We start from the raw sequence: 14,920 nt of genomic DNA, 5'->3' as shown, positions 1-14,920 counted from the left end.
TTTCAGCGGACATACAAGAATTCGTTGCTGTTGAACAAGACGCGACAAAGCGAGGCAAGTCCATGTTGATTAACCAGCAAGCTCGCTTCCTCGCGCTCTTGCGGCGTGGGGGGACGCAGTAACACAAGCTGGTAGACCGCCTCGATCTGTTGAGCCGTCTCGGCGTGTTGAGCTTTTAGGCGGCCGGCCAGGGTGCGTGACTGCTCGATCATGAATCGGCTATTGAACAAGTTCAGTGCCTGAATCGACGTGGTCGATTCCCGGCGGTAAGGTGTGCTTTGACCGTAATCGGGGCAGTCAAACGCTCCGAAGACAGGGTCACGCTCGCGACGTACGCGATGCGAATAGATCATTCGACGAAGACCATCCTTGTCGAACGATTCAATGGGCGAGAATCCCGATAGCCCGCCACGTTTGTCGAAGAGGCTAAAACCAGGCCCCCCCATTTCTAGATTGAGATTCCCGTTCAGCGCCAGAATCGAATCACGAATCACTTCCCCCATCAATCGCTGGGGCGGATACCGCCAGAGCAATCGGTTGTCGGTATCGACCTCGGCCGCCGCCGGATTGAACGAACTGGACTGCCGATACGTCGAGGACAGGACGATTAATCGGTGCATGTGCTTCAGCGACCAGCCACTGCGAATAAATTCCGCACTGAGCCAGTCCAGCAATTCGGGATGCGAAGGGGGTACACCGTTATGCCCGAAGTCATTGGATGTTTCGACCAGCCCCAACCCGAAGTGCCCTTGCCAGATTCGATTGACCATCACACGCGCCGTCAAGGGATTGGTTGGAGAAACAATCCAATCGGCCAGGGCGATGCGGCGTTGTTTTTCAGTTGCATCTTGCGGGAGCGTCGTATTGCCCAAAAAGTTGGGCACGGCCGGTGATACCCGCTGTTTGGGCATTTCCGGACTTCCTCGCCCTAAGACACGGATCTCATCCGGTTCACGAAACGTACCAGCGAAGACGGAACGAGTATCTTCCAGTTGGCTCAGTTTCTGCACCAACATGGTTCTTTCTTGAAGGAGTTCGCGTACTTGAGCCTGCTCACTCTCGACGACCGAATCCACATCAAGCGGAGAGTGACTGTTCTTGTTCGGATCGAAAGGAATTCGATTGGCCGAGTTGGCAACGCTCTTCCAAGCCCCATTCTCGTCCCGAACTTCAATGACGTACTCCATGGCAAGCCGATCGGAAAACTTCCCGAGACGATCACGTCCCCAGACGACCTGTTCGATCAACTGAGGTTGCTCGAACTCTACCGTGACCCAACCTCCTCCGACTTCGTTCGACATCCAGCTGCTGGAATTACCATATTGCCCGTCATTGATCAGGCGCAGTTCATGGCGATTGGGCGAGACGTTGTTACCCGACGAAGAGAGTTTTGCGCCATGTTCGGCCAAGGCGACGTTAACCCCCTCGACGTTGAAGACCTCCAATTCGTCGATACAGGGTTCGTAGCGATTGGTCGCTTTCACTTGAAAGCGGACTTGCTGCGTACGAACCGGCGTAAAGCGATCGATATTCTCGTACGAGTTGACCATTGGACGGGACGACGCAGAATCGGCCAGCGGGGCCGCGCGAGCCAACAGCAATGACAGCTCGCTTCGACGTTGGTTCCAACGTTTGCGTTGATCGAGCTGCATGTCTCCCAGGGGAATTTCAAACTCTCGGTCCCGGTATTCAACCCCGGATACGAATGCCTGCATCTCGTAGTAGTCCTGCTGCGAGATAGGATCGAATTTATGATTGTGGCACCGGGCGCAGTGAATCGTCATCCCCAGAAAGGACGTCCCGATGTTGGTCACGATTTCATCGATAGAGTCCTGCCGAGCCAATCGCATGGAAGCTTCGTCCTTACCGATTTGTCCCGGCAAGAGAACCGACGCGGTGACGAGAAACCCGGTTGCCGCGTCGGCGTTTAGCGCATCGCCGGCAAGTTGTTCGCGAATGAACTGGTCGTAGGGGACGTCTTGATTGAGAGCTTCGATCACATAGTCGCGATACGGCCACGCGTTGGGGCGTTCCGTGTTGACCTCAAAGCCATGCGTGTCGGCGTATCGCACGACGTCCAGCCAGTGCTGCGCCCACCGTTCACCATAACGTGGCGAATCGAGCAAACGCTCGACCACACGTTGATAGGCTTGGGCACTATCGTCGTTCTGGAATGCTTCCCACTGCTGCTGCGTCGGGGGAAGACCAGTCAGGTCGAAAGTAACCCGCCGCAGCCAATCGGCGCGTGAGGCGGCCTCGGAGGGGGCAAGATCCTGGGCTTCCAGCTCAGCGAGAATAAAGTGATCGATGGCATTGAATGGCCAATCGGTACGTGTTACCTGGGGAAGTGCCGCACGCTCGATGGAGCGAAAGGACCAGTGGTCGCTTGGATCTGCCAACTTGACTTGGTCGACCCCTTCCGGCCATACGGCACCTTGCTGGATCCAGCGGTGAAGCGTGGCGACCTCTTCCGAGGTGGGCAATGGCCCCTCGGGAGGCATCTGCAAATCCGCATTCTCGTCGGCGATGAACTGCCACAAAGGGCTCTCCTCCGGCTTGCCAGCCTGAATGGATTCGCCGTAGAGTTCACCCCCTTTCATCGCTTCCGAACGAACGTCCAGTCGCAGGCCGCTCTTACGAACGTCGCCTGAGTGACACTCGTAACAGTACTTCTGCAGAATTGGGCGGACGTCGCGAACGAAGTCGACTTCTTCGCCCAAAGTGGAATCGCTTCCCAAGCAGGTAAGGATGATTGCCAGGACAAACCAACGCATCATGAAATCTCGCAGGGGTAATCCAAAAACATGTTCGCTCACCTTAGAGTTTCCGTACCAGCGTCGATTTTAACGCTGATGACGACAGGTATCATCGGGTGAAAGCAACCCAAGGGATGACGCAGGGGCATGCTTAAGCGCCTTAGTGGACATCGAATACCCAAACCAAGATGTTTCGACATGACACTCAAACTGGCGTATTCAGATTGGCAAGAGCCCCTAGCGATAGGGATTGCCAGCGGCGAACAGATGTTCCATTTCGGCATCGGACATCGTACGACCAAGAATCAACATTTCGTCAATGCGGCCGCTTAGGGTCCGGTCGTTTGTATTCCAATTGCCGATCTGGGCCGGGCCCAACCGGGCAGGAAATGCCTGAGAAAGCCGGGATTCGCTGTCGAATTGGCCATTGAAATAAAAACGGACCGTCTTTTTATCGGCATCGTATACGGCGGCCAGGTGAACCCAGCGACCTTGTTCCGGCAGAACGCTTGTTTGCGAATCGGGAAAACCCTCATTTGGGCGTTCGTCCGGAGCAAGCTTGTTATCGCGGAGGGCTAATCGCATGGTCGTCAATCTCGTAACCATCCAGTGAACCTGCCCCTTCTTGGTGTCTTCCCAGCCATCGGTATGAAGCAGTGAGTGATACGGTTCGCCCAGGTGATCTAAACGAACCCACGCGGCCAGCGTCAACTGCGACCATAAGCGTTCTCCACCCACATCCAGTTTCATGTGATCGCCCACGTTGACGAACTCAGCTGCCTGCGATCCTGGCCAACGTCCTTGCACGCTACGATATTTCCCCGGCTGCTTTTGCCCGTCCTCGAAATCAAGCAGCGCGATGAGATTGGGGTCGTCCCGCAACTCTTGCAAGGCCAACTGGGAACGCTTGGGCTGACCGGCTTGAAGGGCCGCACTGAGCGAATCCACTTCGCCTGGCTGAATAAAAGCGCCCGACCGAAAACTACTGGGGGTTCCTACGGCAGATTGAAGCCGAAAAGCCTGACTATCGCGAAGATTCTGCAAATTGCCTCCTTCGATCGATTGGGCGACGACTTCCCCTTGAAAAACATGGATCTCGGCCTCGCCCGCCTCCGGCATATCGACGCCAAACTTGGTTCCCAGGTCGATCGCCTGGCCGGTGGGAGTAATCACCGTAAAACCATGGGCCTCCAGAGGAACATCGGCAGCCAAGCGGCCATGTTTGAGTTGCAGTCGCTGAGCGGATTCAAAGTAAAACAAAGCGGGCGCTTCAATGACGATCCGCGTGCCACGCCGGGTGACCAATTGAACTGTCCCAGTCTGGATGAAATGAGATTCCGCGCCTAACGTCATTCCGGCGGACAGCCCTTGGGCACCCGCGGCATATTCCACGATCGCAAACTCGGGGCTCTCGGCAAACCACGTCAGCATCCCGACGACCACCAACAAGCTGGCCGCGATCAGGAGAATCAAACTCCCCCAAGCGCGGTTACCACTCTTGGCTATCGTGGATGCACTGACTTGTTGCTGCTGTGGCTCAAGCTCAGTCCGCGGACAGCTTTCCTCATGATAAGCAGCTTCGGCCTCGACCGTTTCCCGCGGTATTTCTTTGGTCGTTTCCATCAGCGCTGAGTCGAGATTCAACATCTCTCGAAAAGCACGCCGAGCCGCGGGATCGCTCCGAAGTTGCTCGTTTAGCTGGAGGAACTGCTCGGGAGTCGCCCGACCTTCCAGGTAGTCTTGAACGTTTTGTTGAAATTTCTGATCGTTGCTCATGGGTTCGCCTCGCTGGCGAGTTGACGTTGCACGCATTCCAACAGCATCTGCCGCATCCGGTAAAGCCATTGGTAAAACCCGGCTGTCGAGCGCCCGCTTTCGGCCGCTACTTCTTGGATTTTCATGTCTGGACGATATGCATTCGCCATTAACGAGCGTTGGTGGCTGGGAAGTTTTTCAAAACAAGACCGAAAAGCCAGTCGTTGCATTTCGAGATAGGAGTCTTCCTCGACCGACTCATCGGCGATCAGGGCAACGACGTCACTGTCAAGCACCAAGCGACTGCGACCATTGTCGCGTATCCAGGAGAGCACCTTGTACCGGGCGAAACCAAAGGCCCAAGACCGAAAATTGCCCCCTTCGTGAAACTCGTCGAACTTCTCCCACAGGACCATCGCGACTTCCTGCAGGATGTCGTCGCAATCGCTGCGCGAAGGAATCAATCGGCGCACGTAAGCCCGAATCGCCTCTTCATGGCAAGCAAATTCGGAGACAAAGCGTGCATTTCGACTGGTTTCGCTCATCAGCATGTCGGAGGCTCTCCACATGTTATTTCCAGAGCGGACAACGATTTAACGGACTTTTCGTGCCCGATTCAGAAAAACGGATAAAAGCACGGATTGCAATCATCGCGTCCAAGTTTTTTTGAGAGAAAACGTTCGGTAGATACCGCCAAATGCGGTTGCAGCGTGTAAAGAAGATCCTTGCAACACCCAGTGCAAACGCATGGGAATGGATGCACCCTGAGCATTTGAACCCCGACTCGTGAGGGTGCCGTGACAGCCCCGATTCGACGAGAATGCTACTTATCGTGGGTCAGATTGAGGATGATAGGGGGGGACCGGCTGTTTCCGCCGGTTCTCTTTGCAAACACGCGGCAAGGTGGTCGACCACGTATTGCTGTTCGTCTTCGGTCAGCTCAACGAACATGGGCAAGCGGAGTAGCCGTCCACTTGCGTCTTCGGTAATCGGAAGATCGGCAACTATCGGCTGCACCTGCATGCCCATGGGGGAATTATGCAGCGGTATGTAATGAAACGCAGCCCCGATTCCTACGTTCTTCAGACGCTTCAGCAGATCGTCCCGAATCGAACGGCTGGGCAGAAGGATGTAAAACAAATGATGGTTGCTTTCGCAATCCTCGGGAACTTGTCCAACTTCAATCAGCCCTCGCTCGACGTACGGAGCAAGCATGCGGCGATAGTTGCAGGCTATCTCGTAACGCCGTTCGGCAATGAAATCCAACGACTGAAACTGACCATACAGAAACGCCGAAGACAACTCGCTTGGGACATAGGAAGACCCCACATCCACCCAAGTATATTTGTCGACCTGACCTTGAAAGAACTTCTGTCGGTTAGTTCCCTTGTCTCGCAGGATCTCGGCGCGATCCTCAAACCGCAGGTCATTGATGCAAAGGGCTCCACCTTCACCGCAAACGTAATTCTTCGTGTCGTGGAAGCTGTAACACCCCAGGTGCCCGATCGACCCCAGAGCCCGCCCCTTGTAATAGGCATGAACGGCCTGGGCCGCGTCCTCAATTACAATCAATTGATGCCGTTGAGCGATCTCCATCAGCTGATCCATTTCACAGCTCACGCCCCCATAGTGAACGGCCACGATCGCTTTGGTTCTGTCCGTGACGAGCGCCTCGACCTTGGTCTCGTCCAAGTTCAGCGTGTCAGGCCGGATATCGGCAAAGACAGGTATCGCACCTTCGCGTACGAAAGCGTTCGCGGTCGATACGAACGTAAACGAGGGCATAATCACCTCGTCCCCTGGCTCAAATTCGCAAAGGATCGCCGCCATCTCCAGGGCAGCCGTACACGAAGGGGTCAGCAACACGCGCGGGATACCAAACCGCTCTTGCAGAAACTGGCAGCACAGTCGGGTGTACTTACCGTCTCCCGAGATCTCACCAGAGGTCAAAAGCTCTGTCAGGTTGGCTTGCTCGCTGCCGGAAACGTACGGTTTGTTAAGAGGAATATTCATAAACACGAACCAGGGGGTTCCAGGCGGAGCCAAGTTCCCGGCGCATCAATTCAAGGAAGAATTATACCGGCGAATAGGGAGCACACACTAAACTAATTAGCTTATCAGCCCAGGGGCGAAGCCACGTTAAGACTGACTTAAGAATCTCAAAAACGACCAAATTGACGCCCTAAATCGGCCAGTCACTCCCGGCAGCCTCACGAAAGCTTCATAAATGTCTCATCAAAACCATTTAACAGTTTGCCTAGCGTAGACGATTCTCGATGTACTTGCGTAGGTGTCCATAAGAGGTGATGTCGGTGCAGACCTATCTCGTGACAGGCGGAGCCGGCTTCATCGGCAGCTGTTTCGTTCGGATGTTGCTTTCCCAGCATGATGTGTTCGTGGTCAATCTAGACCGCTTAACCTATGCTGGCAACTTGGACTCCCTGGGGCCATTTCTGGACAGCGAACGCCACGAGTTCGTACGCGGTGACATTCGCGACGCGGAACTCATTACCGCGCTACTCGAGGAACACCAGCCCGATGCGGTCGTCAATTTTGCCGCGGAATCCCACGTCGATCGCTCTATCGACGGCCCCGCCGAATTCGTGTCGACCAACGTCGTGGGGACCTTTCAATTGTTGGATGCCGTAAGAGGCCACTGGGCAAAACGGTCTCCTCAATCGCGCGATCCATTCCGCTTTCTGCACGTGTCGACCGATGAGGTGTATGGGTCGCTGGGGGATACCGGGCAATTCACCGAGTCGTCTCCGTACGCTCCCAACTCACCGTATGCTGCCTCCAAAGCCGCATCCGACCACTTTGTGCGGGCTTACTATCATACGTATGGATTGCCGGTTCTCACGACGAACTGCTCGAACAATTATGGTCCGTATCAGTTTCCCGAGAAGCTGATCCCTCTCATGATTCTCAACGCGAAGGAGGGGAAACCGCTACCGGTGTATGGCAGTGGGCAGAACGTCCGAGATTGGCTCTTTGTCGAAGACCATTGCCAGGCCATTCAAACGGTGCTCGATCGGGGAACGCCTGGCGAGGTATACAACATCGGCGGCAATGCCGAGCGTACCAATCTGCAAGTGGTTGAAACGATTTGCGATATCGTCGGGCGGTTGTGTCCCGACCTGCCATATAACCCGCGCGACCTGATCACCTTCGTTCAAGATCGCCCTGGCCACGATCTCCGCTACGCCATCGACGCTGGCAAGATTCGTCAAGAGCTGGGATGGCAACCGACCCAAGACTTCGCCTCGGGATTAGAGAACACCGTCCGCTGGTATTTGGAAAACTGCGAGTGGGTGGATCGCGTCACGAGCGGCAAGTATCAGCGCGAAAGATTAGGCACCACAGGTTAGTCTCGCAACTCTGCCCAAGATACTGGTCAACGAAAGCAGCGAATCATGCAAAGCACGCAACACTTTCGCAAAGGCATCATTCTGGCCGGAGGAGTTGGCACTCGGCTGTACCCAATCACGCGCGCCGTCAGCAAGCAGCTGCTGCCTGTGTACGACAAGCCGATGATTTACTATCCCCTGTCAACGCTCATGCTGGCGGGAATTCGTGAAATCCTGCTCATCTCGACGCCGCAAGATATTGGCCAGTTCGAGCGGCTACTGGGAGACGGCAATGAATTCGGAATCCATATCCAGTACCGCGTGCAGCCTGAGCCGGGTGGACTTGCCCAAGCGTTCCTCATTGGACGCGAATTCATCAGAGACGATAATGTCGCTCTGGTTCTGGGAGACAATATTTTCTACGGGCAAGGTTTCCACCAAATGCTGATGCAGGCCGCCACCTACGAGACCGGGGCCACCATCTTCGGCTATCCGGTGCGCGACCCCGAGCGATTCGGCATCGTCGAGTTCGACGAGGCAGGCAAAGCCATTTCCATTGAAGAGAAGCCGGCCAAGCCCAAATCCAAGTTCGCCGTGCCTGGTCTCTATTTTTATGACAACGATGTGGTCGAAATCGCCCACCAACTGAAGCCCTCGCCACGGGGTGAACTGGAAATTACCGACGTCAACATGGAATATCTGCGACGCGAGAAGCTGCGTGTCATCCAGTTCTCGCGAGGGTTTGCCTGGCTCGATACCGGCACGCATGACTCACTGATCCAGGCAGGGCATTTCGTCGAAACGATTGAAAAGCGGCAAGGTCTGAAGATCTCGTGTCTTGAGGAGATCGCGTTCCGAAAAGGATTCATTTCCGAGCAGCAACTCACCGAACTCGCATCGAAAGTCAACAACGAGTACGGTGAGTACCTGTTGAGCCTGCTGTCGTAAAACACCAGACCTTGAACTTGACCTGACCATTCACTTGATCAAGTTACCTCTCGGAAGTTAAGTCGCTTCTGCACATGCCAACCCAACACTCTCCCGATTCGCATGCAAGACAACTGGCTTTAGTTCCTATCGGCAACCGAAGCAATGCTATGTGGGCGATGGTAAGCGAAAGCGTGTCATGAAGTCTCTCTTGGCAAATTTACATTCACTCAGTCCTCATGCCTTGCCGGCAATCCTGGGGATCTGCGCCGTCGCTGGTTTCATGCTGCCATTGATGATCTGGGGGGAACACTCGCGACTATGCGTGCAGGACGTCCTGGATCAAAGCCCCATTCAGCAACATCGTGCGATGCATCAGGAGAATCCTCTTTGGTTATCAGGCAAGCCTGATCCGACGTTGCTCAAAGGTGCGGCACCCGCCGCCGCCGGCCCGGAACTGCGCGGCGAGTTTTGGGCCTACTATTTTTTGAAGCCATTCAATGCGTACCTTCTCAATCAGTGGCTATCTCGTCTGGTGGCTTTCTTTGGCATGTACTTGCTGATTCACTGCTTGCTGCGCGAGCACGCGTGGGGGGTAGTGATCGCCACGACGGTGGCCATGCTGTTCGCGTGTCTCAATTTCTATCCCCCGACCCCTTTTACCGTACCGGTGTTGCCTTGGATGGCGGTTAGTCTCTTGATGATCTACCAGCGTCAACCGAGCTATTGGCCGTGGCTCGTTTTGTTGGTCGCTCCCTTGCTGGGATCGTTTCTCCTGGCTCCGGCCTTCCTACTGGGAATGGTGTGGCTGGTCTGGTTCTTTCTGGCCATCACCGGCCGTTGGCATTGGCGTTTGCTAGGCGCCCTTTCGCTTTCCACCGTGGCAAACGTTGTTTGCAGCTTCGCTCTGGCAGCGCGAGGTTTCTCGGAAAACTATGTTTCGCACCGAACCTTATGGGTTCCCATGTTTACCGGCAAAACGGCTTTCGATTGCTGCAAAACGACGGCGGCGAACTTTGTTTTAGGGAACGCTCACGTCCATACGCATCACTATCTGCTCTTACCGCTGCTGCTGATCGTCACAACTGGCATTGTTTTGGTCGCTCTGCGCCGAAAAGAGTGGCCCGGTTCGCCTGCGGCGTCGACCGGCGGCTATCTGTCTCAACCGGCGCTCATGTTGCCGATCGTCATTTTCCTGTGCGCCCTGTGCAGCTTTGCCTATGGCTTCTGGCAATATCCGGAATTTCAGCGAATCTGGTTTTCCATTCCCAAGTTTGGAATGATCAACGTCAGTCGGTTTCACTGGCTGCATCCGGTGCTATGGTACCTGGCGATCGCCTATTGCCTGGCCTACTTGCTTGACCTGCCCTGGCTGCGACAACGATCCCATTGGTGTTGGCTACTTATCGGCGTGGTATTCTGCGGGCAAGCGATGGTGATCTTGGCGAATAGGGAATCGGCTCTCGCGTATCGAGCGGGAACGCCCAGCTATGCCCAGTTCTTCGCGACGAAACAGTTCGACGCCATTCGAGATACGATCGGCATGGAACCAGCGGAGTATTACGTCGCCTCGCTGGGCATGCATCCTTCGGTGGCCGTGTACAACGGTTTCTACTGCTTGGACGGCTATCAATCGGACCATGCGCTCGACTACCATCTCGCGTTTCGCGAAATCATCGCAGGCGAACTCGATCAGAGCGAGGAGCTACGAAAGTACTTTGATCAATGGGGAGGCCGATGTTACCTGTTTTCTTCCGAGCTTGGTAAAGACTTCGTCTACACGGCCGACAGAGAACAATCGATTGCCAAGTTAAGAATCGACCCCGAGAAATTCCGCGAAATGGGAGGGCGTTATATTCTCTCGGCCGTTGAAATCCGAGATCCGGCTGCCAGCAACTTGAATCTCATCCAAGAGTTTCCTGCGTCCGAGTATGACTCGGCCTGGACGATCTACCTTTATCGCGTAGACGGTGACCAGACACGGTCGAAGGTAAGTAACTCAAACTAAGCCTCGAACGCGTACCAATAGGAATCTCTCGTGGCGCTGGCCTGCATCCGGCTTATTGCGAAGGCGGATCTTCCGTAACCAACCGCTCGACGTCTTCAATTCGTCCTTCGAAGGAGTCCCCGTTCCATCGGAACTGACCCACAGGCTGCCAGGGCTTGGCGAGTTGCTTTCTGAGAAAATCCTTCTCCCACCCATTGGCCGTATCGACATGCTTTGCGAAGACCTCGAAGTGCCCCGAAGCGAGGTCAACGTCGTTCTTGCTGGCCCAGAAGAAACACACTCTCTCGAGGTTCGCTTGCAATTGATCGGGAACGATCGTCGGCCCAACGCAACGAAAGCAGTCGTAGACCCACATTCGACCGCTGGAATACCACGACACCTGACCGCTGTCTCGTTGAATGGGAACAGGCATCACGTTGCCTGAGGAATCGTCGACGAATACGACCCGCACCACGTGATTATACTCGGAAAAGTGACGGTCCATGAAAACGGGATGCAGCGTGATCCCGGTGAAGGCTCTGGCGTAGTAGCGAAAACCGTCCAGGCGGTCTTGAAGTTGAGACAGGGATCCAGCGTCGAGCCCCAGCGGCTTTTGCAGCGCCTGAGGGTTCGTCCGACACAGCAATTGCATGACAAAAGCCACCATCATGACGCAAGCCAGTCCCCAGACCGTCCTTCGCTGGTGAATTCCCAAAGAGCTTGGGAGTTTTGATTCTGCGGCCTCATCGGCTGCCGTGCGCGGGACTTCTTGCGCTGCGGCGTCGGAAAGGGTCGGGATCCAAAACAGGACCCTCTTGATCCAGCTCTCCGGGAGCAAAACGAGGTAGCACGAAACCACTGCCAACGCGAAAAAAGGAATCGGAAACGCCAACAGAATCCCTAAGTGGAAAGCGATTCCCAACAGCATCAGAGCAGGCTGGATCGGGCGAAACCACATGATCAAAAGGAACAGTGATTCGAAGATGAGAACGGTATAGCTTAGCAACTTGACGAGCCATTCGCGATTCAAGATCGGCGTTAAGTCGACGAACGTGGCCGCCGGATGCGATGCCGGCTGCCACATTCCCAGCCCCGCCAACCACATATCGGAGCGCCATTTAAAAATCGCCGAATCGAAATAGACAAGTCCAATCGCAAGAAACACGAGCGTCAGGTTCCAGGCATAGGGAACCTGAATGGGTTCTCTCGGGGCGGAAGAGCCCGATCGGGCCGCAAGGCACGAATCAACGCTCAATCGCAATCCGATCGGGGCGAACACCATATAGATGGCGGCCGTGATGTAGATGTAGTCGATGTGGTATTCGAAAATGGTAAAGTTGCTTAGAACGGAAACGCAGCACACGTAATTGACCACGGCGGCGTATTTGGTAAACAGCCCAATCGTCAGACAGACTGCGGCCACGATCCAGAACATCAGGATGAACGAAGGATGAAACTGAGCGCTCGAATCGCTCCCCAAGGGACGAAAAATCAGTTCCTGGAAATACCACAAGTGAAGAATTTCCGCGGTCAGGACGGAACCGAAAGCAATGCGAAAGAGCCCCAAGGAGAGACCGCTGGTCGTATCGTGGATGAAACTACGCATCATGACACACTTTCGTCGTCGAATCTCGATGCTCCCAGATGTAGGGACCAACGTCGCGTCCCACCATGAATATCAGGTCAAGGATCGACAAGGCTTGCTCGTTATGTCCATGAAGTTGGGGATAGTCGGGATAGTCGTAGCTCATGTATTCCAGACTGATGCCCGCGGCCTCCAGCTTCCCTTCTTCCAAATAATCTTTGGCGGCCGGCCCCGAGATGTAATGCGTCGCGCCGATCGCCGTGAGGATCTCGACCAGGCGGTCTGTTTTCGTTCCGTTGCTTTCAATCGCCGACGACCTGATGAACCGCGTATTGAGCCCCAGCCAATCACTGATCGCAGTCGTCGTCGCGATGGTAAAGTCTGCCAGGCGAGGAGCAGGCTCTTCGTAGAACGGCAACAGAAGTTCGGAAACCTCGGCGAAATGCGGGGCTTTCGAGTACGAGTTCTCAAAAGACCGCCAATGTTTCTTCTGCCAATGGACCTTTTCGTCGATCTCGACGTCTTGAATGAGCGGAAACCCTTTGACCTTGGCGGGGATCGTTAGCCACATTGGGCCATTGGGTCCTAAGATCCGATTTCGATTCCGCCAACCATTCTTGTCATACTGTACATCGTCGTAATAGACGAACAGATCCGCCTTTTGAATTTGGTGAAAGTAGCCTCGCCACGGAATGTAGGAAGGCTGCAAGATGACGCATTTCATAGTGAGAACTTCACTTCTTCCCCATGCCGAGACCGAAACTCATCGGCCGTGATTCCCATGCGCAGCGCATCAATTCTGCGGCCATTCAGGAGAAATTCCCCCTTCAGAATTCCCTCTAAACGGAACCCGCAGCGAATATAAGATGCAATGGCTGCCGCGTTTTCGCAGTGCACCGTCAACCAAACCTTGACCAGGCCCAGACGTTCAAATGCGAACATCAACGCCAGCTTCATGGCCTGAGAGCCAATCCCTTTGCCCCGCATCTCGGGGTCGCCGATATAAATATGGACGCGAGCGATCTGAAGATAAGAATCAATCTGATCGAGAACGACGTTCCCCACGTGAACATCTCGAAAGTGAATCGCCTGGGGCGAGATCGTCGAATCGTTCTGGGCGCGCTCGATCCACTGGCGTGTGCTATCCAGGGTTGGCGTCTTTCGCAGGCCGATATTGTCGCCGACGTCTCGATCGGTCATCCAGGCAAGCATCGACTCTGCCGCTGAAGCTTCCAAGGGGCGGAGACAGATCGAAGAATCAATTCGAGACTTCACACGAATCATCCTTTACGTTCGACCTGCCGGCAGTCGTTTCTCGAATCAGGTAAAGCGGCTGCTGCATGCTGCAATCGAAGATACGGCCAATGTATTCGCCGAGTATTCCCAGCGCAAAAAGTTGAACGCCGCCAAAAATGGAAATGACCGACGCAAGAAAGGGAAAGCCTGGAATACTTCCAAACAGAAGGAAGGAAACGGCGACGTAGATCAAAACCAGAAAGCCGAACAAGCTGAAGCTGAATCCGGTGATCGTCGCAAAACGTAGCGGTGCCGTGCTGTAGCCGGTGAACAGCGTGAGTGCGTGATTGAACAACTTAAGCACGCTGTAGTTCGAGCGACCGAACTTTCGTTTGTCATGCTGAACTTCCACCGCGCCAAACTTGTTGGTGCCCCATGACAGTAATACGTCAAACTGCAAGTTGGGGCTGTGAAAGTCGGCGAATGCGTTTCGAAGTTCGGTGCGAATGACGCGGAAAGCGCTGATGTGCCGTGCCGCGTTCAATCCGAGGGCGGAAGAGACCGCTAACTTGCCCAGCAGGGATGCGGCGTTTCTTAAGGGGGAATGGGCCAGGTTGGCTGGCGTTCCGTACACGACGTCCAAGTCATCCGTTAGGCCCTGAAGAAGCAAGGGAATCGCTTCCGGCGGATGCTGCAAATCGTCGTCCATCGTCACGCAAACGGGGAACCGGGCCGTTCGAACCCCGCACACCAGGGCGTTGTGTTGTCCATAGTTGCGAGAAAGGGAGAGTCCCAGGATGTTTTCGTTGTGCTGCGTTAATTCCTGGATCACCTGCCAGCTTCCATCTCGACTTCCATCGTTCACCAAGATGATTTCATATGGCAGGGCAATCTTGTCAAACAGACGATCCAACCGCTCGCACAGCTCTTGCAGCGAGTCCTGGCTGTTGTAAACCGGAACCACAACGGAAATCCCATCGCGGAACCGATCGCTTACTTGTTCTTCTGCCGACAAATCGTTTTCTGTTGATTCCATGGGCTCTCAAGACTTCGGAAGCAATCAATACGAAGGATTTAGGCTTCAATTGGTCATCGCGAGTCTCCACACGAGATGGAGCGCGTACTGCCTCGCCTGGCCGCATCAACACATTACAAGCCAAGCGTACCGACCGAATTAGCTAGTCTATCAACTCGCGCTCGGAAGAAGATGAAGACTGAATCAAGAATCTCTAATCGCGGCGGATGGCCCATTCAAAGTGCCAGGCGGCGAAAGAAAGCCTCGCGAAATCTTCATACTGGGATCACAAATCCCTAACCCTTACCGATG

Annotated in this window: 11 protein-coding genes; 3 read left to right on the top strand and 8 right to left on the bottom strand. The window is 54.7% G+C overall.

The genetic code is table 11. From position 1 onward, the window contains the following. Window positions 1–2: 2 nt before the first annotated feature. From Pan97_RS11840 to rffA, 4 genes are all read right to left on the bottom strand, one after another. Window positions 3–2,777 (bottom strand): PSD1 and planctomycete cytochrome C domain-containing protein, encoded by a 2,775-nt coding sequence (locus Pan97_RS11840; protein ID WP_196782369.1) that lies wholly within the window; start codon window positions 2,775–2,777, stop codon window positions 3–5. Window positions 2,778–2,993: 216 nt separating this feature from the next. Continuing rightward, complete coding sequence (locus tag Pan97_RS11835) at window positions 2,994–4,532, bottom strand: LamG-like jellyroll fold domain-containing protein (RefSeq protein ID WP_165698715.1); 1,539 nt, start codon at window positions 4,530–4,532, stop codon at window positions 2,994–2,996. Next, complete coding sequence (locus Pan97_RS11830) at window positions 4,529–5,080, bottom strand: sigma-70 family RNA polymerase sigma factor (protein WP_241676389.1); 552 nt, start codon at window positions 5,078–5,080, stop codon at window positions 4,529–4,531. Before Pan97_RS11830 ends, Pan97_RS11835 begins: the two co-directional genes overlap by 4 nt. 268 nt (window positions 5,081–5,348) lie before the next feature. Further along, window positions 5,349–6,524 (bottom strand): dTDP-4-amino-4,6-dideoxygalactose transaminase, encoded by a 1,176-nt coding sequence (rffA, locus tag Pan97_RS11825; protein WP_144972761.1) that lies wholly within the window; start codon window positions 6,522–6,524, stop codon window positions 5,349–5,351. 293 nt (window positions 6,525–6,817) lie between these two features. Between rffA and rfbB the strand changes: the two genes are divergently transcribed. From rfbB to Pan97_RS11810, 3 genes are all read left to right on the top strand, one after another. Further along, window positions 6,818–7,879 carry a dTDP-glucose 4,6-dehydratase gene (gene rfbB / locus Pan97_RS11820; protein WP_315861156.1) on the top strand — a complete coding sequence of 354 codons (1,062 nt, stop codon included), beginning with the start codon at window positions 6,818–6,820 and terminating at the stop codon, window positions 7,877–7,879. A gap of 45 nt (window positions 7,880–7,924) precedes the next feature. Beyond that, window positions 7,925–8,806, top strand: a complete 882-nt coding sequence (gene rfbA, locus Pan97_RS11815) for a glucose-1-phosphate thymidylyltransferase RfbA (protein ID WP_144972757.1) — start codon at window positions 7,925–7,927, stop codon at window positions 8,804–8,806. Between the two features lie 178 nt (window positions 8,807–8,984). Continuing rightward, the gene (locus Pan97_RS11810) at window positions 8,985–10,793 is read left to right on the top strand and encodes a DUF6044 family protein (RefSeq protein WP_144972755.1); all 1,809 of its coding nucleotides are present in this window, start codon (window positions 8,985–8,987) and stop codon (window positions 10,791–10,793) included. A gap of 52 nt (window positions 10,794–10,845) precedes the next feature. Here the strand turns inward: Pan97_RS11810 and Pan97_RS11805 are convergent, their stop codons facing one another. From Pan97_RS11805 to Pan97_RS11790, 4 genes are read right to left on the bottom strand one after another with little or no spacing between them, the layout of a single operon-like run. After that, window positions 10,846–12,381, bottom strand: coding sequence for an HTTM domain-containing protein (locus tag Pan97_RS11805; protein WP_144972753.1), 1,536 nt, complete (start codon window positions 12,379–12,381; stop codon window positions 10,846–10,848). After that, window positions 12,371–13,081 (bottom strand): WbqC family protein, encoded by a 711-nt coding sequence (locus tag Pan97_RS11800; RefSeq protein ID WP_144972750.1) that lies wholly within the window; start codon window positions 13,079–13,081, stop codon window positions 12,371–12,373. Before Pan97_RS11800 ends, Pan97_RS11805 begins: the two co-directional genes overlap by 11 nt. Beyond that, entirely contained in the window at window positions 13,078–13,632 is a 555-nt protein-coding gene (locus tag Pan97_RS11795; RefSeq protein ID WP_165698714.1) for a GNAT family N-acetyltransferase, read from the bottom strand. Before Pan97_RS11795 ends, Pan97_RS11800 begins: the two co-directional genes overlap by 4 nt. Beyond that, on the bottom strand, window positions 13,616–14,629 hold the full coding sequence (locus Pan97_RS11790) for a glycosyltransferase family 2 protein (protein WP_144972746.1): 1,014 nt from the start codon (window positions 14,627–14,629) through the stop codon (window positions 13,616–13,618). Before Pan97_RS11790 ends, Pan97_RS11795 begins: the two co-directional genes overlap by 17 nt. Window positions 14,630–14,920: the final 291 nt, after the last annotated feature.

Source organism: Bremerella volcania (assembly GCF_007748115.1).
Taxonomy (GTDB): Bacteria; Planctomycetota; Planctomycetia; order Pirellulales; family Pirellulaceae; genus Bremerella; species Bremerella volcania.
The sequence above is the reverse complement of the archived record's forward strand: the minus strand, read 5'-3'. Positions and strand labels throughout refer to the sequence as shown.